Source organism: Streptomyces sp. P9-A2 (assembly GCF_036634175.1).
Taxonomy (GTDB): domain Bacteria; phylum Actinomycetota; class Actinomycetes; order Streptomycetales; family Streptomycetaceae; genus Streptomyces; species Streptomyces pratens.
The window spans coordinates 5773253-5795545 of sequence record NZ_JAZIFX010000001.1; the positions used below are offsets into that span (position 1 = coordinate 5773253).

At 70.3% G+C, this 22293-nt stretch carries 18 protein-coding genes; 13 read left to right on the forward strand and 5 right to left on the reverse strand.

Annotated elements, in window-relative coordinates; translation table 11 throughout:
• Window positions 1–170 precede the first annotated feature (170 nt).
• The 4 genes from V4Y04_RS26320 to serA all read left to right on the forward strand — a co-directional run bounded on the left by V4Y04_RS26320 (window position 171) and on the right by serA (window position 5682).
• Entirely contained in the window at window positions 171–2063 is a 1893-nt protein-coding gene (locus tag V4Y04_RS26320) for an acetolactate synthase large subunit (protein ID WP_332430804.1), read from the forward strand.
• Window positions 2064–2091: 28 nt separating this feature from the next.
• Window positions 2092–2616, forward strand: coding sequence for an acetolactate synthase small subunit (ilvN, locus tag V4Y04_RS26325; protein WP_332430805.1), 525 nt, complete (start codon window positions 2092–2094; stop codon window positions 2614–2616).
• Between the two features lie 118 nt (window positions 2617–2734).
• The gene (gene ilvC, locus V4Y04_RS26330; protein ID WP_332430806.1) at window positions 2735–3733 is read left to right on the forward strand and encodes a ketol-acid reductoisomerase; all 999 of its coding nucleotides are present in this window, start codon (window positions 2735–2737) and stop codon (window positions 3731–3733) included.
• A gap of 359 nt (window positions 3734–4092) precedes the next feature.
• Window positions 4093–5682: a phosphoglycerate dehydrogenase gene (gene serA / locus V4Y04_RS26335; RefSeq protein ID WP_332430807.1), complete on the forward strand. Its 1590-nt coding sequence runs from the start codon at window positions 4093–4095 to the stop codon at window positions 5680–5682.
• A gap of 463 nt (window positions 5683–6145) precedes the next feature.
• Here the strand turns inward: serA and V4Y04_RS26340 are convergent, their stop codons facing one another.
• Window positions 6146–7402 (reverse strand): PucR family transcriptional regulator, encoded by a 1257-nt coding sequence (locus V4Y04_RS26340; protein ID WP_332430808.1) that lies wholly within the window; start codon window positions 7400–7402, stop codon window positions 6146–6148.
• 139 nt (window positions 7403–7541) lie between these two features.
• On the opposite strand from V4Y04_RS26340, the gene V4Y04_RS26345 reads away from it, so the two are divergent.
• From V4Y04_RS26345 to V4Y04_RS26375, 7 genes are all read left to right on the forward strand, one after another.
• Window positions 7542–8468 (forward strand): proline dehydrogenase family protein, encoded by a 927-nt coding sequence (locus V4Y04_RS26345; protein WP_332430809.1) that lies wholly within the window; start codon window positions 7542–7544, stop codon window positions 8466–8468.
• Between the two features lie 363 nt (window positions 8469–8831).
• Window positions 8832–10472 carry an L-glutamate gamma-semialdehyde dehydrogenase gene (pruA, locus tag V4Y04_RS26350; RefSeq protein ID WP_332430810.1) on the forward strand — a complete coding sequence of 547 codons (1641 nt, stop codon included), beginning with the start codon at window positions 8832–8834 and terminating at the stop codon, window positions 10470–10472.
• 328 nt (window positions 10473–10800) lie between these two features.
• Window positions 10801–10932 carry a hypothetical protein gene (locus V4Y04_RS26355; RefSeq protein WP_332430812.1) on the forward strand — a complete coding sequence of 44 codons (132 nt, stop codon included), beginning with the start codon at window positions 10801–10803 and terminating at the stop codon, window positions 10930–10932.
• 99 nt (window positions 10933–11031) lie between these two features.
• Window positions 11032–12075, forward strand: a complete 1044-nt coding sequence (locus tag V4Y04_RS26360; protein WP_332430813.1) for a 3-isopropylmalate dehydrogenase — start codon at window positions 11032–11034, stop codon at window positions 12073–12075.
• Between the two features lie 250 nt (window positions 12076–12325).
• Window positions 12326–13414 (forward strand): branched-chain amino acid aminotransferase, encoded by a 1089-nt coding sequence (locus V4Y04_RS26365; RefSeq protein WP_332430814.1) that lies wholly within the window; start codon window positions 12326–12328, stop codon window positions 13412–13414.
• 496 nt (window positions 13415–13910) lie between these two features.
• Window positions 13911–15515 (forward strand): citramalate synthase, encoded by a 1605-nt coding sequence (gene cimA / locus V4Y04_RS26370; RefSeq protein ID WP_332430815.1) that lies wholly within the window; start codon window positions 13911–13913, stop codon window positions 15513–15515.
• 194 nt (window positions 15516–15709) lie between these two features.
• The gene (locus V4Y04_RS26375) at window positions 15710–17059 is read left to right on the forward strand and encodes a hypothetical protein (protein WP_332430816.1); all 1350 of its coding nucleotides are present in this window, start codon (window positions 15710–15712) and stop codon (window positions 17057–17059) included.
• 318 nt (window positions 17060–17377) lie between these two features.
• Here V4Y04_RS26375 and V4Y04_RS26380 read toward each other — a convergent pair whose 3' ends face one another.
• Window positions 17378–17986: a YceI family protein gene (locus tag V4Y04_RS26380; protein WP_332430817.1), complete on the reverse strand. Its 609-nt coding sequence runs from the start codon at window positions 17984–17986 to the stop codon at window positions 17378–17380.
• A gap of 646 nt (window positions 17987–18632) precedes the next feature.
• Here V4Y04_RS26380 and V4Y04_RS26385 point away from each other — a divergent pair.
• Complete coding sequence (locus tag V4Y04_RS26385; protein ID WP_332430819.1) at window positions 18633–20216, forward strand: acyl-CoA carboxylase subunit beta; 1584 nt, start codon at window positions 18633–18635, stop codon at window positions 20214–20216.
• Window positions 20217–20302: 86 nt separating this feature from the next.
• Window positions 20303–20497 carry an acyl-CoA carboxylase subunit epsilon gene (locus V4Y04_RS26390; protein ID WP_332430820.1) on the forward strand — a complete coding sequence of 65 codons (195 nt, stop codon included), beginning with the start codon at window positions 20303–20305 and terminating at the stop codon, window positions 20495–20497.
• Between the two features lie 153 nt (window positions 20498–20650).
• On the opposite strand, the gene V4Y04_RS26395 is transcribed toward V4Y04_RS26390, so the two are convergent.
• The 3 genes from V4Y04_RS26395 to V4Y04_RS26405 form a co-directional block, all read right to left on the reverse strand.
• Window positions 20651–21232 (reverse strand): GTP-binding protein, encoded by a 582-nt coding sequence (locus tag V4Y04_RS26395; RefSeq protein WP_332430822.1) that lies wholly within the window; start codon window positions 21230–21232, stop codon window positions 20651–20653.
• Window positions 21213–21782, reverse strand: coding sequence for a DUF742 domain-containing protein (locus V4Y04_RS26400; RefSeq protein WP_332430823.1), 570 nt, complete (start codon window positions 21780–21782; stop codon window positions 21213–21215). Before V4Y04_RS26400 ends, V4Y04_RS26395 begins: the two co-directional genes overlap by 20 nt.
• Window positions 21783–21876: 94 nt before the next feature.
• Window positions 21877–22290 (reverse strand): roadblock/LC7 domain-containing protein, encoded by a 414-nt coding sequence (locus tag V4Y04_RS26405; protein ID WP_042168317.1) that lies wholly within the window; start codon window positions 22288–22290, stop codon window positions 21877–21879.
• Window positions 22291–22293 lie beyond the last annotated feature (3 nt).

The window sequence follows — 22293 nt, forward strand, 5'->3', positions numbered from 1 at the left end:
GAAAGCGCGTCGGCTGACGTTGAGCACTGCCTGCTCAACGCCCCCGCCCGACGCGCTCCCCTCGCTTGCCTCATGGCACGAGGGGTTTTTTGTTGCACTCACACCTGTCGCACCGCCCACGCACACCGCGTGAACCTCGCAAAAACCCTCAGCATCGAGAAGAGAAGCCGATGACCGAGCAGGCCACCGGGGCCCACCCGCATCCGCGGCCCCGATCCGGAGGACAGCAGTCCGCCCCCGAGAGCGTCACGGGCGCGCAGTCCCTCATCCGCTCGCTCGAGGAGGTCGGCGCCGACACGGTATTCGGCATTCCCGGCGGTGCGATCCTTCCCGCCTACGACCCGCTGATGGACTCCACCCGGGTGCGTCACGTCCTGGTCCGGCACGAGCAGGGCGCGGGCCACGCGGCCACCGGGTACGCGCAGGCCACCGGCAAGGTCGGCGTCTGCATGGCGACCTCGGGGCCCGGCGCCACCAACCTGGTCACCCCGATCGCCGACGCGCACATGGACTCCGTGCCGATGGTCGCGATCACCGGGCAGGTCGCCTCCAAGGCGATCGGCACGGACGCCTTCCAGGAGGCGGACATCGTCGGCATCACCATGCCGATCACCAAGCACAACTTCCTGGTCACCAAGGCCGAGGACATCCCGCGGGTGATCGCGCAGGCCTTCCACATCGCCGCCACCGGCCGCCCCGGCCCGGTGCTCGTGGACATCGCCAAGGACGCCCTCCAGGCCCGCACCACCTTCTCCTGGCCGCCCACCATGGACCTGCCCGGCTACCGGCCCGTCACCAAGCCGCACGCCAAACAGATCCGCGAGGCCGCCAAACTCATCACCTCCGCGAAGCGGCCGGTCCTCTACGTCGGTGGCGGCGTCATCAAGGCCCGTGCCACCGCGGAGCTGAGGGTCCTGGCAGAACTCACCGAGGCTCCCGTCACCACCACCCTGATGGGACTCGGCGCATTCCCCGACAGCCACCCGCTGCACGTGGGAATGCCGGGCATGCACGGTGCGGTCACCGCCGTCACCGCGCTGCAGAAGGCCGACCTGATCGTCGCCCTCGGAGCCCGTTTCGACGACCGCGTCACCGGCAAGCTGGACAGCTTCGCCCCCTACGCGAAGATCGTCCACGCCGACATCGACCCGGCCGAGATCGGCAAGAACCGGGCCGCCGACGTGCCGATCGTCGGCGACGCCCGCGAGGTCCTCGCCGACCTCGTCCAGGCCGTCCAGAAGGAGCACGCCGAGGGCCACCGGGGCGACTACACCGCCTGGTGGAAGGACCTGAGCCGCTGGCGCGACACCTACCCCCTGGGCTACGACCAGCCCGAGGACGGTTCGCTCTCCCCGCAGCAGGTCATCGAACGCATCGGACAGCTGGCGCCCGAGGACACGATCTTCGCCGCCGGCGTCGGCCAGCACCAGATGTGGGCCGCACACTTCGTCCAGTACGAGAAGCCCGCCACCTGGCTGAACTCCGGCGGCGCCGGAACCATGGGCTATGCCGTCCCGGCGGCCATGGGCGCCAAGGCCGGACAGCCCGGCCGGGCCGTCTGGGCGATCGACGGCGACGGCTGCTTCCAGATGACCAACCAGGAACTCACCACCTGCGCCCTGAACAACATCCCGATCAAGGTCGCCATCATCAACAACGGCGCCCTCGGGATGGTCCGCCAGTGGCAGACGCTGTTCTACAACCAGCGCTACTCCAACACCGTGCTGGGAGCCGGCCCCATCGAGGCGGGCGGTGCCCCCACCGACCTGGGCAGCGGCTCGGCGGTGGGCCCCGGCACGCAGCGCAGTGCCGGCACCCGCGTCCCCGACTTCGTCAAGCTGTCGGAGGCCATGGGCTGCCACGCGATCCGCTGTGAGGACCCGGCGGACCTCGACAAGGTCATCGAGGAGGCGAACTCGATCAACGACCGCCCGGTCGTCGTGGACTTCATCGTTCACCAGGACGCCATGGTGTGGCCGATGGTCGCCGCCGGCACCTCCAACGACGAGATCATGGCCGCCCGCGACGTCCGCCCCGACTTCGGCGACAACGAAGACGACTGAGCCGGGAAGAGCGAAGAGGAAACACGACATGTCCAAGCACACGCTCTCCGTCCTGGTGGAGAACACCCCCGGCATCCTGGCCCGGATCGCCGCGTTGTTCTCCCGTCGCGGCTTCAACATCGACTCGCTCGCCGTGGGCGTCACCGAGCACCCCGACATCTCCCGCATCACCATCGTGGTGAGCGTCGAGGAGTTCCCGCTGGAGCAGGTGACCAAGCAGCTCAACAAGCTCGTCAACGTGCTGAAGATCGTCGAGCTCGAACCCGGGCACGCCGTCCAGCGCGAACTCGTTCTGGTGAAGGTGCGGGCCGACAACGAGACGCGTTCCCAGATCGTCGAGATCGTCCAGCTGTTCCGCGCCAAGACCGTGGACGTCTCCCCGGAGGCCGTGACCATCGAGGCCACCGGCAGCAACGACAAGCTGTCCGCCATGCTGAAGATGCTGGAACCGTTCGGCATCAAGGAACTGGTCCAGTCCGGCACGATCGCGATCGGACGTGGTGGTCGCTCGATCACCGACCGATCACTGCGCGCCCTCGACCGGTCGGCGTAAGACAGGAAACGGGCGGCCGCGACACACCGGCCGCCCGTATTCCGAGACTCCGAAACCTCCCCTCCCCTCCCCGTCATACGGTGGGAAGCAACACCTGCACACAAGGAGAGAACCCAAAGTGGCCGAGCTGTTCTACGACGCCGACGCCGACCTGTCCATCATCCAGGGCCGCAAGGTCGCGGTCATCGGTTACGGCAGCCAGGGCCACGCCCACGCCCTGTCGCTGCGCGACTCCGGCGTCGACGTGCGCGTCGGTCTGCACGAGGGCTCGAAGTCCAAGGCCAAGGCCGAGGAGCAGGGCCTGCGCGTGGTGAACCCGTCCGAGGCCGCCGCCGAGGCCGACGTCATCATGATCCTGGTTCCGGACCCGATCCAGGCCCAGGTCTACGAGGAGCACATCAAGGGCAACCTGAAGGACGGCGACGCCCTGTTCTTCGGCCACGGCCTGAACATCCGCTACGGCTTCATCAAGCCCCCGGCCGGCGTCGACGTCTGCATGGTCGCCCCGAAGGGCCCGGGCCACCTGGTGCGCCGCCAGTACGAGGAGGGCCGCGGCGTTCCCTGTATCGCCGCCGTCGAGCAGGACGCCTCCGGCAACGCCTTCGCGCTCGCCCTGTCGTACTCCAAGGGCATCGGAGGCACCCGCGCGGGCGTCATCAAGACGACCTTCACCGAGGAGACCGAGACCGACCTGTTCGGTGAGCAGGCCGTCCTCTGCGGTGGTACCGCGGCGCTGGTCAAGGCGGGCTTCGAGACGCTGACCGAGGCGGGCTACCAGCCGGAGATCGCCTACTTCGAGTGCCTGCACGAGCTGAAGCTGATCGTCGACCTCATGTACGAGGGCGGCCTGGAGAAGATGCGCTGGTCGATCTCCGAGACCGCCGAATGGGGCGACTACGTCACCGGCCCGCGGATCATCACCGACGCCACCAAGGCCGAGATGAGGAAGATCCTCGCCGAGATCCAGGACGGCACCTTCGCCCAGCAGTGGATGGACGAGTACCACGGCGGTCTGAAGAAGTACAACGAGTACAAGAAGCAGGACAGCGAGCACCTGCTGGAGACCACCGGCAAGGAGCTGCGCAAGCTCATGAGCTGGGTCGACGAAGAGGCGTGAGCCGAGCGCTCCGAGGCGGTGCCGCGCGCTGAGGCCGGCACCCGCCTCGGAGCCCTCTCGCACGGGCCCCGCCGGGGCCCGTGCCCGACCCCGCTCCACCGCCGCTCCACCATCGCCACAGGGGCTGGATCTTTCGTCGGCAGGCCGGTGAGGCCACTTCCGGATGATCCTTCCGCAGTGACGCAGGACGACACCCCGGCGCCACTAGACTGCTGCACCATACGCGTCAGGCCCACAGCGTCGTGCGTCTTCCACGCGGCTAAGCGACACCGAGGAATTGCAGGCACACCCCGGCGCCGCTCCCCTCCACCGCATGCGGCCGTCGGGACGGCCGCCGCATTGGACATGTGAGGACTCACGTGAGCTCGAAACCTGTCGTACTCATCGCCGAAGAGCTGTCGCCCGCGACCGTGGACGCGCTCGGCCCGGACTTCGAGATCCGCCACTGCAACGGCGCGGACCGGGCGGAACTGCTGCCCGCCCTCGCCGACGTGGACGCGATCCTGGTCCGCTCGGCCACCAAGGTCGATGCCGAGGCCATCGCCACCGCGAAGAAGCTCAAGGTCGTCGCGCGGGCCGGCGTCGGCCTGGACAACGTCGACGTCTCCGCCGCCACCAAGGCCGGCGTGATGGTGGTCAACGCGCCCACCTCGAACATCGTGACCGCCGCGGAACTCGCGTGCGGGCTGATCATCGCCACCGCGCGCAACATTCCGCAGGCCAACGCCGCGCTGAAGAACCACGAGTGGAAGCGCAGCAAGTACACGGGCGTGGAACTCGCCGAGAAGACCCTCGGAGTCGTGGGTCTGGGGCGGATCGGCGCCCTCGTCGCGCAGCGCATGTCCGCCTTCGGGATGAAGGTCGTCGCCTACGACCCCTACGTGCAGCCCGCGCGGGCCGCGCAGATGGGCGTCAAGGTGCTGTCGCTGGACGAGCTGCTCGAGGTCTCCGACTTCATCACCGTCCACCTGCCCAAGACCCCCGAGACGCTCGGCCTGATCGGTGACGAGGCGCTGCGCAAGGTCAAGCCGAGCGTGCGCGTCATCAACGCCGCGCGCGGCGGCATCGTCGACGAGCAGGCGCTGTACGCGGCGCTCAAGGAGGGCCGCGTCGCCGGCGCCGGCCTCGACGTGTACGCCAAGGAGCCCTGCACGGACTCCCCGCTCTTCGAGTTCGACCAGGTCGTCTGCACCCCGCACCTCGGCGCGTCCACCGACGAGGCACAGGAGAAGGCCGGTATCGCCGTCGCCCGCTCGGTGCGCCTCGCGCTCGCCGGCGAGCTGGTCCCGGACGCGGTGAACGTGCAGGGCGGGGTCATCGCCGAGGACGTCAAGCCGGGCCTGCCGCTCGCCGAGCGCCTCGGCCGGATCTTCACCGCGCTGGCCGGCGAGGTCGCGGTCCGCCTCGACGTCGAGGTGTACGGCGAGATCACCCAGCACGACGTGAAGGTGCTGGAGCTCTCCGCGCTCAAGGGCGTCTTCGAGGACGTCGTCGACGAGACGGTGTCCTACGTGAACGCGCCGCTGTTCGCGCAGGAGCGGGGTGTCGAGGTCCGGCTGACCACCAGCTCCGAGTCCGCCGACCACCGCAACGTCGTCACGGTGCGCGGCACCCTGGCCGACGGCGAGGAGATCGCGGTCTCCGGCACGCTGGCCGGTCACAAGAACGTCCAGAAGATCGTCGCGGTCGGCGACTACGACGTGGACCTCGCGCTCGCGGACCACATGGCCGTACTGCGCTACGAGGACCGCCCGGGTGTCGTCGGCACCGTGGGCCGGATCTTCGGCGAGGCCGGCATCAACATCGCCGGCATGCAGGTCGCGCGTGCCGCGGCCGGCGGCGAGGCCCTCGCCGTCCTGACGGTCGACGACACGGTGCCCCCCGCGGTGCTGGCCGAGCTCGCGGCGGAGATCGGCGCCACGTCGGCCCGCTCGGTGGAACTGGTCTGAGACCACCGTCCCCGGGAGCCCCGCTCCCGGACCCCCGTTCGGCCCGAAAGGCGCCGGGTGACCGGGAAGTCCTCCCGGTCAACCGGCGCCTTTTGCCCGAACCGGCATCGGCGAGGAGCATGAGCCGGCCCTCGTCGGACCCCTCGGTCGCCGCGCGGACGGTCTGGACGATCGAGCCGCGGGCGACGACCGGCTCGAGGCCGTCGGCCCGCGCGGACGCCACGCACCCACCGAGCACCGGATCAGCTTCGCCCCCGCCCTGGCACCGAGGATGACGATGCCGTACGTGTCCATATGCGCTCCCTGAACCCGGCAGGACCGCTTCCCCCCATCGTGGTCGCCCGCCGTGGGCGCGGCGAGGGCGCGGCCCCGTTCGTGTCAGTGAAGGGTCCCAGCGAGGAGCGGGACACGCCTGTACGAAGTCGGGTGCCGCACGGCGCGTGCCCCCGACAGGGGGCGTCCCTCACAGCCGGTGCGCCTTCAGGGCCATGTGCAGCAGCAGCCGGGCCTCGCCGTCGTCCAGGTCCAGGCCCGTGATCTGCTCGATCCGGGACAGCCGGTAGTACAGGGTCTGGCGGTGGATGCCCAGCTCGGCGGCCGTGCGGCCGGCCTGGCCCGCGTGGTCGAGGTAGGTCTCGGCGGTACGGGCGAGTTCCCGGTGCGCCGGGAGGAGCAGCGGTCCGACGGCGGGGTCGGGTGCGGTCCGACGGGGCAGCGCGGTCAGGAGCCGGTAGGGGCCGATCGACGACCAGCGGGCGACCGGGCCCAGGCGGGACTCGGCCAGGGCCGCGCGGGCCGCCGCCGAGGCCTCGTCCCAGGCGGCGCCCAGTCCGGCGAGCCCGAAGCGGGGCGTGGCGATCCCGGCGGCGGCCGGGGAAGTCGCGGTGGCCGTGCCGACGGCGGGCCGGTGCCCGGCGCCGCTCGCGCGGGCCCGCTCCAGGAGCCGGCCGGCGGCCGTCGTCGCCGGGGTCAGGACGTCCGAGGCGCGCAGCCGCAGCAGCAGGGCCAGCGACACCTCCGAGGCCCCCCACGGCAGGGTGCACAGGGCCGTGGCGCCCGGCACCGTACGCACCGACGGGGCGTCCTCGGGACCGGCGGAGGGCCACGGGGCCACGCACACCAACGTGTACGGGCCGTCGGCGCGGCTGCCGAGGGCGGTACGGAACTCGGCGACCGCCGACTCCCGCTGCCCCTCGCGCTCCGCGCCCAGCACCGCCCGCAGCTCACGGGTCAGATCGGCGCCGTGCTGCGCCTCGTCGGCGAGCAGCGCCCCGATCCGGGCGGTCACCCCCATCGCCGCGCCCAGCTGCTCCTCGGAGGGCCCCGGGTCGTAGTCGAGCAGCCAGACGTAGCCGAGGACGACGCCCCGATGACGTACCGGCAGACAGACACGGCCCCGGTGCACGCCCGCCTCCGGGGTGCGCGGGATGCGGACCGGGCCCGTCGCGCGGGTGATGCCGAACCCCTCGAACCAGGCCCGGACGGCGGCCGTCGAACGGCGGGTGAGGATCGAGCGGGTGCGCACCGGGTCGAGGACGGACGGATCGAGTTCGCCCTCGCTGTCGTACGCGCCGAAGGCGAGCAGCTCGAAGTCACGGTTCTCCAGGGTCGCCGGAGCGCCGAGCAGCTCCGAGATCTCGTCCACCAGCTCCTGGTAGTCACCCCTGTGTTCCGACGTCACCTCGGCATTCTCCCGCAGAACCGCGAGACCTTCATACATCTGTCTGAGATCGGTGGCACGGATGCGTGACAGCTGTCGATGGCCCACGATCGGATGAATCCCTAGGTTTCACGGTGGTTCCCCATGCCGTACCCGAAGCGTCGGGTCGCGGTCGTTCAGCAGCTTGTGGAGGTGCCCCGTGCTGGGTCCCGTGATTCTCGCCGCCTCACGCAGCGACCGGATGCGTCGCCTCGTCTCGGCGGCCCCGGTGACCAAGCAGGTCGTCGACCGTTTCATCCCCGGTGAGACCGTGGACGAGATCCTGCCCGTCATCGACGAGCTCACCGGCAACGGCCTGGAGCTGACGATGGACGTCGTCGGCGAGGACATCACCACCCCCGAGCAGGCCACCGCCGCGCGCGACGCCTACCTGGAACTGATCGGCCGGCTCGGCCCGCTGGAACTCGGCACCCGCGCCGAGATGTCGGTGAAGCTGTCGATGTTCGGCCAGGCGCTCCCCGGCGGACACGACCTGGCGCTCGCCAACGTCCGCCCGGTCGTCGAGGCCGCCGCCGCGATCGGCACCACGGTCACCCTCGACGCCGAGGACCACACCACCCTCGACTCGATGTTCGCCATCCACGACGACCTGCGGAAGGACTTCCCGCAGACCGGCTGCGTCATCCAGGCCTACCTCTTCCGCACGGAGGAGGACGCGCGCCGCCTCGCCGCGAACGGCAGTCGCGTACGGTTGGTGAAGGGCGCCTACAAGGAACCTGCCGAGGTCGCCCACCAGGACAAGCACGAGATCGACAAGGCGTACGTGCGCATCCTGCGGACGCTGATGGAGGGCGACGGGTACCCGATGATCGGGTCCCACGACCCGCGCCTGATCTCCATCACCCAGGAACTGGCCCGCACCGCCGGCCGCAAGCTCGGCGAGTACGAGTTCCAGATGCTCTACGGCATCCGCGGCGACGAGCACCTGCGGCTGGCCGCCGAAGGACACCGCATGCGCGTCTACACGGCCTACGGCACCGACTGGTACGGCTACTTCATGCGTCGTCTGGCGGAGAAGCCGGCGAACCTGCGCTTCTTCCTGCGGAGCATGATCGGTCATGGCTGAGGAAACTCGGCTGTGCTGCGGCCTCGGCCGGGGGTCCGGGGGTTGTCCCCCGGGAAGGCACAGTATGCGTCGTCTGGCGGAGAAGCCGGCGAACCTGCGCTTCTTCCTGCGCTCGATGGTCAGCAAGGGATGAGCGGTAGCTGTGGACACCCAGGTGCACCCTGGATAGCGACAGCTACCGCCCATCAGCCGCACTCGGAAGAGGAGCTCGTGACTCCGCTCCCCCTCCCGAAGGAAGGGGGCTTCCAACCCGAGGGTTGCGGTCCAGCCCGAACCGATCCCTTGCGGGACAGCCAGAAACATACATCAGGGATTCGATTCCCCCACCGGCTGAAACCGGTGGTTCCCTCGAAAGAGGTCCGAATGGACGCTGTGACCCAGGTCCCCACGCCCGTCAACGAGTCGGTGTACGGCTACGCCCCCGGCTCGCCCGAACGCGCCCGGCTGGAGGCCAAGCTCAAGGAACTGGCCGACAACCCGGTCGACCTGCCCTGCACCATCGGCGGCGAGAAGCGGATGGGCGGCGGCGAGCGGTTCGACGTCGTGCAGCCGCACAACCACACGGCGCGCCTGGGCACCTACGCCAACGCCACCCAGCAGGACGCCCAGGACGCGATCGACGCCGCCCTGGCCGCCGCCCCGGCCTGGCGCGCGATGTCCTTCGACGACCGCGCGGCGATCATCCTGCGCGCCGCCGAACTGCTGTCGGGTCCCTGGCGCGAGACCATCGCCGCCTCCACCATGCTCGGCCAGTCCAAGACCGTGCAGCAGGCCGAGATCGACAGTCCCTGCGAGCTGATCGACTTCTGGCGGTTCAACGTCCACTACGCGCGCGGCATTCTGGCCGAGCAGCCCCCGGCCAACTCGCCGGGCGTGTGGAACCGCATGGACCACCGTCCGCTGGAGGGCTTCGTCTACGCGATCACGCCCTTCAACTTCAGCGCGATCGCGGCCAACCTGCCCACGGCACCGGCCCTGATGGGCAACGTGGTCGTCTGGAAGCCGTCACCGACCCAGACCCACGCCGCCGTGCTGCTGATGCGGTTGCTGGAGGAGGCCGGTCTGCCCAAGGGCGTCATCAACCTCGTCACCGGCGACGGCATCGAGGTCTCCAAGGTAGCCCTGGAGCACCGCGATCTCGCGGGCATCCACTTCACCGGCTCCACCAAGACCTTCCAGCACCTGTGGAAGACGGTCGGCAACAACATCGAGAAGTACCGCACCTACCCGCGTCTGGTCGGCGAGACCGGCGGCAAGGACTTCCTGGTCGCCCACCCGAGCGCCGACCGTGCCGTGCTGAAGACCGCCCTGACCCGCGGTGCCTTCGAGTACCAGGGCCAGAAGTGCTCCGCCACCTCGCGCGCCTACATCCCGGCGTCGATCTGGAACGACGGTTTCAAGGAGGAGTTCGCCGCCGAGGTCGACCACCTCACCATGGGCGACGTCACCGACCTGTCGAACTTCATGGGCGCCGTCATCGACGAGCGGTCCTTCGCCAAGAACAAGGCCGCCATCGACCGGGCCAGGGAGGACTCGTCCTGCGCGATCGTCGCGGGCGGCTCCTACGACGACTCGGTCGGCTACTTCGTCCGCCCGACCGTCGTCGAGTGCTCCGACCCGGAGAACGAGGTCTTCCGCACCGAGTACTTCGGCCCGTTCCTCGCCGTGCACGTGTACGACGACAGCGCGGCCGACGCGTACGACGCGATGCTGACCCAGATGGAGTCGGTGTCCGACTACGCGCTGACCGGCTCGGTCGTCTCGGGCGACCGCGCGGCGGCCGCGTACACGATGGAGAAGCTGCGCTACGCGGCGGGCAACTTCTACATCAACGACAAGTCGACCGGCGCCGTCGTCGGCCAGCAGCCCTTCGGCGGCGGCCGTGCCTCCGGCACCAACGACAAGGCCGGAGCCCCGCAGAACCTGATGCGCTGGACCCTGACCCGTGCCATCAAGGAGACGCTGGTCGCGCCGACCGACTACGCGTACCCGCACATGGGCTGATCCCCTCCGGCACCGGGTACCCCTCCGTACCGCTGCCGCGGCCCCGCCGGACGGGCCAGGTCGTCACGACCTGGCCCGTCCGGCGTTTCCGCAGGTCGTGGCGGTGGGGCCGAGTCCACCGTCTCAGATAGTAGGAAGTCCGAGTAATTGTGCAGACAGATGCGCCGGGCCCCCTTATTTTTGTAGGAGCCGAACGTCTCGCTCGATCAAGCGAACGGCGGTAGCGAGCCGGGCCCCGTGCAGGCAACCCCTGCGGCCCCGCTCCCCGCCCCTTCCGGTGACGCGTTTCCCCTCCGCATTCCCGGCTTGTCGAAGGAGTCGATTCCCCATGGCCGAGACCACCGCCCGCCGCCGCGTCCGTCACGCCTCCCGCACGAGCGAGTCCGACCGCAAGAACGCCGCCGCCGCCCTCCAGCGCGCCCTCGACCGCCGCGACAACGGCGGCTCGACCGGCCACTGAGCCACGCCGAGCGCACCGGACCGCGACCTCCCCTCCCGTGCGGATGTCCGTATCTCGGACGCTCGTGTCAGGAAATGGGACGAGGAGTAGGGTGCCCACATGTCTCGCAGCATCAATCTCGCAGTGATCCCCGGTGACGGCATCGGCCAGGAAGTCGTGGCCGAAGGCCTGAAAGTGCTCTCCGCCGTCCTCCCGCAGGATGTGAAGCTGGAGACCAGGGAGTACGACTTCGGTGCCCAGCGCTACCACGCCACCGGTGAGACCCTCACCGACGCCGACCTCGACGCGCTGAAGCGGCACGACGCCATCCTGCTCGGCGCCATCGGCGACCCGAGCGTCCCCTCCGGCGTCCTGGAGCGGGGCTTCCTGCTGAAGCTCCGCTTCGCCTTCGACCACCATGTGAACCTGCGGCCGTCGAAGCTCCTGCCGGGCGTGGCCACGCCGCTCGCGGGGCAGCCGGAGATCGACTTCGTCGTCGTCCGCGAGGGCACCGAGGGTCCCTACACCGGCAACGGCGGCACCATCCGCAAGGGGACCGAGCACGAGGTCGCCACCGAGGTCTCGGTGAACACGGCGTTCGGCGTCGAGCGCGTCGTCCGCGACGCCTTCGCCCGCGCCCAGGCCCGCCCCCGCAAGAAGCTCACGCTGGTCCACAAGAACAACGTGCTGACCTTCGCCGGCCACCTGTGGACGAACGTCTTCAACAAGGTGGCCGAGGAGTACCCCGAGGTCACCACCGACTACATCCACGTCGACGCCGCGACGATCTACCTCGTCACCCAGCCCGAGCGCTTCGACGTGATCGTCACCGACAACCTCTTCGGCGACATCATCACCGACCTCGCCGCGGCCGTCTCCGGCGGCATCGGCGTCGCCGCCAGCGGGAACATCAACCCGTCCGGCGCGTTCCCGTCCATGTTCGAGCCCGTGCACGGCTCGGCACCGGACATCGCGGGCCAGGGCAAGGCCGACCCCAGCGCCACGGTCCTGTCCGTCGCCCTCCTCCTGCGCCACCTCGGCCACGAGGCCGAGGCCACCCGCATCGAGGACGCCGTCTCCGCCGACCTCGCGGAGCGCGTCGGCCTGCCCGCACGCAGCACCTCCGAGATCGGCGACGCGCTCGCCGTACGCGTAGCCGGCTGACCGGGCGCGCACACTCGACACCACTCGAAGCCGCCGGTCGCGACCGCCCGGCGGCTTCCCCATGTCCCCGCCGGGTGCCACCATCGACCACCGGGCCGCACTCACCCCGTATTCCCACCTCCGCCGCCCCCGGGCGATAATCGAACGCGGAGCCGCCGAATGAGGGAATACTCGGACGTCCTACCACTGGCCACCGGCCGTACGGGCGTGAACGCGGCCCGTCACTACAACCGGTGAAGGACAACCACTCATGACCACGCCCACGATCGAGCTCAAGCCCTCCGCCCACCCGCTCTCCGACGCCGAGCGCGAGGCGATCCTGGCCGACCCGGGGTTCGGCCGCCACTTCACCGACCACATGGTGACGGTCAAGTGGACCGAGGGCCGGGGCTGGCACGACGGACAGCTCGTCCCGTACGCGCCGATCCCCCTCGACCCGGCGACCCACGTCCTGCACTACGCACAGGAGATCTTCGAGGGCCTGAAGGCCTACCGCAGGCCCGACGGGTCCGTCGCCACCTTCCGCCCGGAGAAGAACGCCGAGCGGTTCCAGCGCTCCGCCCGCCGCCTCGCGATGCCCGAGCTACCGGTGGAGACGTTCCTCGCGGCGTGCGACGCCCTGGTCGGGCAGGACAAGGCCTGGGTTCCGGCGCACGGTGGCGAGGAATCCCTCTACCTGCGCCCGTTCATGATCGCGACCGAGGTCGGCCTGGGTGTGAAGCCCGCCAACGAGTACCTGTTCCTGGTGATCGCCTCCCCGGCCGGCGCCTACTTCCCCGGCGGTGTGAAGCCGGTCTCCATCTGGGTCTCCGAGGACCGCGTCCGAGCCGTCCCCGGCGGCATGGGCGACGCCAAGACGGGCGGCAACTACGCGGCCTCCCTGCTGGCCCAGGCCGAGGCCGCCGCCAAGGGCTGCGACCAGGTCTGCTACCTCGACGCCGTGGAGCACACCTGGGTCGAGGAACTCGGCGGCATGAACCTGTACTTCGTCTACGGGGACAAGATCGTCACCCCGGCCCTCACCGGATCCATCCTGGAGGGCGTCACCCGTGACTCCCTGCTGAGCGTCGCCCGCGACCTCGGCTACGAGGCCGTCGAGGAGCGGGTCTCGGTCGAGCAGTGGCAGCGCGACACCGAGAACGGCACCCTTACCGAGGTCTTCGCCTGCGGCACCGCGGCCGTCATCACGCCCGTCGGCACCGTCAAGCGGGCCGGCGGCGAGTGGCAGCAGAGCGGTGGCGAGCCCGGCGAGGTCACCCGGCGCCTGCGCCGGGCCCTGCTCGACATCCAGCGCGGCACGGCCGAGGACAAGCACGGCTGGATGCACCCGCTGGGCTGAGCGCCCGGTCCCGACGGCGACGTGCACGGCCCCTCGCGGACGCCCGCGGGGGGCTTGCGCGTCCGTGCGCCCCTTCCTGGTCGCTTCCGGTCGGGTTTCCTGGTTTGCCGTGGGCCGGGCTGCCTGGTCGCCCGCGGTCGCGCCCGCCGCCCGGTCGCCTGCGGCCCCGACCCCCAGGTTGCCGCGGGACGGACACCCGACGCCCGCATCCTGAGACAGGCGGTGATCGCGGGACCGCTTTGTGCCAGACTGCGCCCGTGCTCTCGTTCGCCACGATTATTGGCAGCAGGCGCGCCGGTCCGCAGTGACCGCACGTACGACAACGTACGGGCGGACACCGTCGTCCTCGACCCGCGCGCAGACCTCTCGCACCCGCGAGAGGTTTTTCTGTTTCCTGGCCCACCTCAAGCCGGGGACCGGGCGCGAGGGACCATGGGGGGACGGTGGAACCGGTCATTCCGGTAGACCGAGATCCAACATCAGGAGCCTTCAGACCATGACCGCAACCAGCGAGCCCGACGACTCGTTCCACGTCTTCGACACCACCCTGCGCGACGGCGCCCAGCGTGAGGGCATCAACCTCACCGTCGCCGACAAGCTGGCCATCGCACGGCACCTGGACGACTTCGGCGTGGGCTTCATCGAAGGCGGCTGGCCCGGTGCGAACCCGCGGGACACCGAGTTCTTCGCCCGCGCCCAGCAGGAGATCGACTTCCACCACGCCCAGCTGGTCGCCTTCGGCGCCACCCGCCGCGCGGGCACGACCGCGGAGAAGGACCCGCAGGTCAGGGGGCTCCTCGCCTCCGGCGCTCAGGTCATCACCCTGGTCGCCAAGTCCCACGACCGCCATGTCGAGCTCGCCCTGCGCACCACCCTGGACGAGAACCTGGCGATGGTCCGCGACACCGTGTCCTTCCTCAAGGCCGAGGGCCGCCGGGTCTTCGTCGACTGCGAGCACTTCTTCGACGGCTACCGCGCCAACCCCGAGTACGCCAAGTCCGTCGTCCGCGCCGCCCGGGAGGCCGGCGCCGACGTCGTCGTCCTGTGCGACACCAACGGCGGCATGCTCCCCGCCCAGATCCAGGCCGTGGTCTCCACGGTGCTCGCCGACACCGGCGCCCGGCTCGGCATCCACGCCCAGGACGACACAGGGTGCGCGGTCGCCAACACCCTCGCCGCCGTCGACGCGGGCGCCACCCACGTGCAGTGCACGGCCAACGGCTACGGCGAGCGCGTCGGCAACGCCAACCTGTTCCCGGTGGTGGCGGCGCTGGAGCTCAAGTACGCCAAGAAGGTGCTGCCCGAGGGCCGGCTGCGGGACATGACGCGCGTCTCGCACGCCATCGCCGAAGTGGTCAACCTGACCCCCTCCACCCACCAGCCCTACGTCGGCGTCTCCGCCTTCGCCCACAAGGCCGGCCTGCACGCCTCCGCCATCAAGGTCGACCCCGACCTGTACCAGCACATCGACCCCGAGCAGGTCGGCAACACCATGCGGATGCTGGTGTCCGACATGGCAGGCCGCGCCTCCATCGAACTCAAGGGCAAGGAACTCGGCATCGACCTCGGCGACGACCGCGAACTGGTCGGCCGGGTCGTGGAGCGGGTCAAGGAACGCGAGCTCAAGGGCTACACGTACGAGGCCGCCGACGCGAGCTTCGAACTCCTGCTGCGCGCGGAGACCGAGGGCAAGCCGCTGAAGTACTTCGACGTCGAGTCCTGGCGCGCGATCGTCGAGGACCGCCCCGACGGCACCCACGCCAACGAGGCCACGGTCAAGCTCTGGGCCAAGGGCGAGCGGATCGTCGCCACGGCCGAGGGCAACGGCCCGGTCAACGCCCTGGACCGGTCCCTGCGCGTCGCCCTGGAGCGGATCTACCCGCAGCTCGCCAAGCTGGAGCTCGTCGACTACAAGGTCCGCATCCTCGAGGGCAAGCACGGCACGCAGTCCACCACCCGGGTCCTGATCTCCACGTCCGACGGCACGGGGGAGTGGTCGACGGTGGGCGTCGCGGACAACGTCATCGCCGCGTCCTGGCAGGCCCTGGAGGACGCGTACACGTACGGGCTGCTGCGGGCCGGGGTCGACCCGGCGGCCTGACCCCGACTGCCCGGTCCGGTCCGGACCTGTCCTGCCCGGTCCGTCCCTGCCCGGTCCGTCCCTGCCCGGTCCGGGCAGGGACGATCCGTGGTGACGTGCCGGCCGTGCGTGCCGTGCGTGCCGTGCGTGCCGTACGGGAAACCGTTGCCGGGCCGGATGCCCGTTTCCGCCCCGGTTCGGGTAGCTTCGAACATATGAAGGACGCGCTGACGCGTACCCTCGTACGCCTGCTGATCCTGCCGGTGGCCGCCGCTCTGGCGGTCCTGATGGCCGGGGCGCCGGGCGCGCACGCGGCCACCGACCTCTCGGCCGTGGCCCAGGCGCTGCGCGAGAGTCCCGTCTACGTCGACCCCGAGGCGACCGGCATCCTGTCCGAATCGGACGCCGAGGCTCTCGCGAACAAGATCGAGGACGCGGACAAACCCGTCTTCGTCGCGGTTCTCCCGGCCGGATATCCCACGGAGGACCTCCTGCGGAACCTGCGCGCCGAGACCGGGATCACCGGTCTGTACGGCATCCGTCTCGGCGACGAGTTCAACGCGGGTGCCGACAGCAGCGTGCTGAGTCGCCAGGGTGTGGGGAACCTGGTCACGGCCGCGCAGGGCGCGGGCGACGCCAAGGCCCAGCTGAACGACTTCGTCGACGGCGCCCTGCGCAACATCGGCGGCTCGGCGCCGGCCTCCTGGAACGAGGGCGGCGGCGAGGTGCCGCTCGGCGGTCTGATCACCGTCGGCGCGGTGGTGGCGGTGGGCGGTGCGGGCGCCTACGCCGTGGTCCGCCGCAACCGCAAGCGCCACGAGGAGGAGCAGCGGGCCGCGCTGGAGAAGCTGCGGGTCGTGGTGGACGAGGACATTACCGCCTTCGGCGAGGAGCTCGACCGGCTCGACTTCCACCCCGGCGAGCCCGGCGCCGACGACGCCATGCGCACGGACTACGAGCGCGCGCTGGACTCCTACGAACTGTCCAAGCGGCTGATGGCCGGGGCGGAGCGGCCGGAGGACGTCCGGGCGGTCACCCAGGCCGTGGAGGACGGCCGTTTCGCGCTGGCCGTGCTCGCCGCCCGTCGCGAGGGCCGGGCGCTGCCGGAGCGCCGCCCGCCCTGCTTCTTCGACCCGCGCCACGGCCCCTCGGTCGCGGACGCCCGCTGGACGCCCCCGGGCGGTGCCGTGCGCGAGGTACCGGTCTGCGCGGCGGACCGGGCCCGCCTGGCCGACGGCCGGGACCCGGCCGTCCGCGAGGTCGACACCGACTCCGGCCGACGCCCCTACTGGGAGGCGGGCCCGGCCTACGGCCCCTGGGCAGGCGGCTACTTCGGCGGTGGCGTGCTGCCCGGCCTGCTGGCCGGCACCCTGCTGGGCAGCATGATGGCGAGCCCCGCCTACGGGGCCGACTACGGCGCCGGCTACGGCGACTTCGGCGGGTACGGCGGCGGCGACGTCTCCGGCGCCGACTTCGACCCCGGGGACTTCGGCGGTGGTTTCGGGGGCGGTGACTTCGGGGGAGGCGGCTTCGGGGGCGGAGGGGACTTCGGCGGCGGGTTCTGAGGTGCTGCCGCCCGGCCCGTCGCGCGACGGCGAGGAGCCGGACTGCCTACGTTTTTCCCGATGCCGCCGGATCCCGCTGCCCCGCCGGCCTTCCCGTCCACCGCCGAGCCGGACGCCCGGCTGTCGGCCCATCCGGCTCCGTGTGCCTGTCGGCCCATACCGGCTCCGCGTGCTGGGCCCGCACCGGCGGAGACGGCCGTCGCGAAGCTGCTGTCCGGGGAGCGCACCCGCGGCGCCGGAACGCCGAGCGCCCGCCCTCCCCCCGTACGGAGGAGGCGGGCGCGCGTTCAGCGGTGCCGGACGGGCGGGGCCGTCGGCTCAGGCGTTCTTGATCGCCGAGATGTCGAAGTTCAGCTTGATCTTGTCGGAGACCAGGACGCCACCCGTCTCCAGCGCGGCGTTCCAGGTCAGGCCCCACTCGGAGCGCAGGATCTCGGCCTTGCCCTCGAAGCCGACGCGCTGGTTGCCGAACGGGTCGGTAGCGGCGCCGTTGAACTCCAGGTCGATGGCGAGGGGCTTGGTGGTGCCGAGGATCGTCAGGTCGCCGGTGATGCGGTAGTCGTCGCCGCCCAGGGCTTCCACCTTGGTGGAGCGGAAGGTCATCTTCGGGAACTCCTCGACCTTGAAGAAGTCCGCGCTCTTCAGGTGACCGTCACGGTCGGCGCTGCCGGTCTCGATGCTCGCCATCTCCACGTCGAAGGTGGCGGTGGAGCTGGCCGGGGCGGAGCCGTCCAGGCGCAGTGTGCCGGTGAACTCCTGGAAGCTGCCCTTGACGTTGGTGACCATCGCGTGCCGGGCGACGAAACCGAGGGTGGTGTGCGAGGGGTCGATCGTGTAGTCGCCGGTCAGGGCGGCCAGGTCCGGGTTCACGGCGGCCGGGGCGGTAGCGGTGGCGGTCTCGGCGTTCTTGCGGCTGAAGATGCCCATGATGTGTTCCTCCTGGGGACGGGGGAGATCGGATGATCCCGTTGAATGTTCAATCACTTCCAACGAGACTCACTGTAGGCGCATTCCCTTTAAAGTTCAACATCTTTGGTGGAGTGGTGCGAGTCGACCGGTCGAACGGGCGGGGCGAGGTGGCCCCGTCGGCGGGAGGACCCGCTCGTTCGACCGTATCGAAGGCGGGTCCCCCGGGCTGCTCACTTTCACACCCTGTGCCGACTCGTTTCCGTCGCGGCCCGATCGGCCTCGCGCGCCTCGCGTGCCTCGTGGACCTCGCGGGTCGTGCCGTTACCCTCTGCGGTGCGGGCCGACCCGAACGGGTGAACCCCCGGAGAACATCTGAGGTCGACCGGATGCGGGGGTGGGGGAAGGGCCGCCGGGCCGGTGAAATCGGCGGATGCCGGGCGCGGGATCCGACGGGTGCGGCACCCGCGGGGAGTCCGCCCGGCAGATGACTGTGAGGGGCGTCTCAGCCGCGGAGTTTGTCGGACCCCTACAATGCGCACGCCCTCTGAGCAGTCGGAACGCCTGCGTGCCGCCACGGTTCTGTTCGGTCGCACCAGGAAAACGGCCTCGAGACTGTGAGGAGTCGACGGCTCGCATTACCGGGTGAGCTTCGTAAGGTCACAGCATGACCGTTTTGGATGACGCACCGGGTGAGCCGACCGACGCGCGCGGACGTGTGGCCGAACTGCACGAGATCCGCGCACAGGCACTGGCCGGCCCGAGCGAGAAGGCGACCCGGGCGCAGCACGCCAAGGGCAAGCTGACCGCCCGGGAGCGCATCGAACTGTTGCTGGACCCGGGTTCCTTCCGTGAGGTCGAGCAGCTGCGCCGGCACCGCGCGACCGGTTTCGGTCTGGAGACCAAGAAGCCGTACACCGACGGTGTGATCACCGGTTGGGGCACCGTGGACGGCCGCACGGTCTTCGTCTACGCCCACGACTTCCGGATCTTCGGCGGCGCGCTGGGCGAGGCCCACGCCACCAAGATCCACAAGATCATGGACATGGCCATCGCGGCGGGCGCGCCGCTGGTCTCCCTCAACGACGGTGCGGGCGCCCGGATCCAGGAGGGCGTCTCGGCGCTCGCCGGCTACGGCGGCATCTTCCAGCGCAACACCCGCGCGTCCGGTGTCATCCCGCAGATCAGTGTGATGCTCGGCCCGTGTGCGGGCGGCGCGGCCTACAGCCCCGCCCTCACCGACTTCGTGTTCATGGTCCGCGAGACCTCGCAGATGTTCATCACCGGTCCCGACGTCGTCAAGGCGGTCACCGGCGAGGAGATCACCCAGAACGGCCTGGGCGGCGCGGACGTGCACGCCGAGACCAGCGGCGTCTGCCACTTCGCCTACGACGACGAGGAGACGTGCATCGCCGAGGTGCGCTACCTCCTCTCGCTGCTTCCGCAGAACAACCGCGAGAACCCCCCGAGGGCCGAGAACACCGACGAGGCCGAGCGCCGCGGCGACGTCCTGCTCGACCTGGTCCCGGCCGACGGCAACCGCCCGTACGACATGACCAAGGTCATCGAGGAGATCGTCGACGACGGCGAGTACCTCGAGGTCCACGAGCGCTGGGCGCGCAACATCATCTGCGCGCTGGCCCGGATGGACGGCCAGGTCGTCGGCATCGTCGCCAACCAGCCCCAGGCGCTGGCCGGCGTGCTGGACATCGAGGCGTCCGAGAAGGCCGCCCGCTTCGTCCAGATGTGCGACGCCTTCAACATCCCGATCCTCACCTTCCTGGACGTCCCCGGATTCCTCCCGGGCGTCGACCAGGAGCACGGCGGCATCATCCGCCACGGCGCCAAGCTCCTCTACGCCTACTGCAACGCGACGGTACCCAGGATCTCGCTGATCCTGCGCAAGGCGTACGGCGGCGCGTACATCGTCATGGACAGCCAGTCCATCGGCGCCGACCTCACCTACGCCTGGCCGACCAACGAGATCGCCGTGATGGGCGCGGAGGGCGCGGCCAACGTCATCTTCCGCCGTCAGATCGCCGACGCGGACGATCCGGAGGCCATGCGGGCGCGCATGGTCAAGGAGTACAAGTCCGAGCTGATGCACCCCTACTACGCGGCCGAACGCGGTCTGGTCGACGACGTCATCGACCCCGCCGAGACCCGCGAGGTGCTGATCCGCTCCCTGGCGATGCTGCAGACCAAGCACGCCGACCTGCCCTCCCGCAAGCACGGCAACCCGCCGCAGTAGCCGACCGACCGAAGCGATCCGCCCGGTAACCCGGCGGACTCCTCGCGGCAACCCCGCGGGCCCCTCTCCCAGGGAGACTGACACCCATGAGCACACCTGACATCCGCGTCGAGAAGGGCCACGCCGGGCCCGAGGAAGTCGCCGCCATCACCGCGATCCTCCTCGCCCGCGCCGCCGCCCGCCCCGCCCACGACGCCACGGCCCGCCCCGGCCGCGCCAGGGCCGGCTGGCGCCGCCTCGAGCGTGAGCCCGGCTTCCGCGCCCCGCACAGCTGGCGCTGAGCCCACAGCACGCCCTGAAGGGGGCCCACCCGCCGGGTGGGCCCCCTTCGGCGTCCGCCCACGGCCCGGGGCCGGCGGCACGACAAGGGAACGCCCCCTCCGGTCAGGAGGGGGCGTTCCCTTGTCGTCGACCGTACGGTCCGGCCGCCTCGGTTACCGCAGGCGCGCCATGAGGGCGTGTTCGACCAGAGTGATCAGCGCGCTCTTGGCGTCCGAGCGGTGCCGGGCGTCGGTGCTGATGATCGGGGCGTCGGGCCCGATCTGCAGCGCCTCACGCACCTCTTCCGGCTGGTACGGCTGCTGTCCGTCGAAGCCGTTGAGGGCGACGACGAACGGCAGTCCGCTGTTCTCGAAGTAGTCGACGGCCGGGAAGCAGTCCGCCAGCCTCCGCGTGTCGACGAGCACGATCGCGCCGATGGCGCCGCGTACCAGGTCGTCCCACATGAACCAGAAGCGGTCCTGGCCGGGTGTACCGAAGAGGTACAGGATCAGGTCCTGGTCCAGGGTGATACGGCCGAAGTCCATGGCCACCGTGGTGGTGGTCTTGTCCCCGGTGTGGGTGAGGTCGTCGATACCCGCCGAAGCGGACGTCATGACGGCCTCGGTACGCAGCGGGTTGATCTCCGAGACAGCACCGACGAACGTGGTCTTGCCCACGCCGAAGCCGCCCGCCACCACGATTTTCGCGGAGGTGGTGGAGCGGGGAGGACCGCCGCTAGAGCTTGCGAAGTCCACTGAGCACCCTTTCGAGCAGTGTCACGTCTGGCTGGCCGCCGGCGCTCTCGTCGCCGCCGGGCTGATGGATGGCGACCAGTCCTGCCTCCGCCAAGTCGGCGACGAGAATCCTGGCCACACCGAGAGGGATGGTCAGCAGGGCCGAGACCTCGGCCACCGACTTGATCTCCCGGCAGAGGTTGCAGATCCGCTGATGCTCGGGCAACTGCCCCTGCATCTGGTGCGGCTGCGCGGTGGTGTGCACCAGTGCCTCGATGGCGAGCTGGTACCGCGGCCTGGTGCGGCCGCCCGTCATTGCGTACGGGCGCACCAGGGGGTTCGACGCCCCGGCGGGCGCCGGCTCTGGGGTGCGGCGCTGCGACTGCGCGGGCTGGATGCGCGGCGCATGCGGCTGCTCGTACGGCGAAGGACCGGGGTCCTGCGGCATGTACGGCCGGCCATGGTTCGGCGGAGAGGAGTAGCCGTACCGGTTCTGGGAACCGTCGTTGCGACCCTGCGCAGGGTCGTACGACCAGTTGCCCGTAGACGATCCGTCTGGTGGTGTAGCCACTTTCTCCTCCTCCGAATGTGCCTGGCATCCATCACGTGGAAGCCGCGTCCCAAGACCTTACGGCCCCGGGACGTGAAACCGCACCGTCCGTTTGTCAGTTGAGCAGGCTCCCCTGGAGCTCCGCGCGAAGGTCCGGGGTCAGGACCGTACCGGCACGGTCGACCAGGAGGGCCATCTCGTACCCGATGAGACCGATGTCCGCATCGGGATGTGCGAGAACGGCGAGTGAGGAACCGTCGGAAATGGACATGAGGAACAGGAATCCCCGCTCCATCTCCACAACCGTCTGGTTCACGCTGCCACCCTCGAAGATCCGGGAGGCGCCTGCCGTCAGCGACGTCAGCCCGGAGGCAACGGCCGCGAGCTGGTCCGCGCGGTCGCGGGGAAATCCTTCGGACATCGCCAGAAGGAGTCCGTCGGCGGAGACCACCACCGTGTGGGACACCCCCGGGGTGTTGTCCACGAAGTTGGTGATCAACCAGTTCAGGTTCTGTGCCGCCTGGCTCATCGG

Bases quoted from the DNA above. Each gene is read 5' to 3' on its own strand.
- V4Y04_RS26320 (WP_332430804.1), top strand. From the start codon at position 171: ATGACCGAGCAGGCCACCGGGGCCCACCCGCATCCGCGGCCCCGATCC.
- ilvN (WP_332430805.1), top strand. From the start codon at position 2,092: ATGTCCAAGCACACGCTCTCCGTCCTGGTGGAGAACACCCCCGGCATC.
- V4Y04_RS26340 (WP_332430808.1), bottom strand. From the start codon at position 7,402: ATGTATGAAGGTCTCGCGGTTCTGCGGGAGAATGCCGAGGTGACGTCG.
- pruA (WP_332430810.1), top strand. From the start codon at position 8,832: ATGGACGCTGTGACCCAGGTCCCCACGCCCGTCAACGAGTCGGTGTAC.
- V4Y04_RS26355 (WP_332430812.1), top strand. From the start codon at position 10,801: ATGGCCGAGACCACCGCCCGCCGCCGCGTCCGTCACGCCTCCCGCACG.
- V4Y04_RS26360 (WP_332430813.1), top strand. From the start codon at position 11,032: ATGTCTCGCAGCATCAATCTCGCAGTGATCCCCGGTGACGGCATCGGC.
- V4Y04_RS26365 (WP_332430814.1), top strand. From the start codon at position 12,326: ATGACCACGCCCACGATCGAGCTCAAGCCCTCCGCCCACCCGCTCTCC.
- cimA (WP_332430815.1), top strand. From the start codon at position 13,911: ATGACCGCAACCAGCGAGCCCGACGACTCGTTCCACGTCTTCGACACC.
- V4Y04_RS26375 (WP_332430816.1), top strand. From the start codon at position 15,710: ATGAAGGACGCGCTGACGCGTACCCTCGTACGCCTGCTGATCCTGCCG.
- V4Y04_RS26380 (WP_332430817.1), bottom strand. From the start codon at position 17,986: ATGGGCATCTTCAGCCGCAAGAACGCCGAGACCGCCACCGCTACCGCC.
- V4Y04_RS26385 (WP_332430819.1), top strand. From the start codon at position 18,633: ATGACCGTTTTGGATGACGCACCGGGTGAGCCGACCGACGCGCGCGGA.
- V4Y04_RS26390 (WP_332430820.1), top strand. From the start codon at position 20,303: ATGAGCACACCTGACATCCGCGTCGAGAAGGGCCACGCCGGGCCCGAG.
- V4Y04_RS26405 (WP_042168317.1), bottom strand. From the start codon at position 22,290: ATGAGCCAGGCGGCACAGAACCTGAACTGGTTGATCACCAACTTCGTG.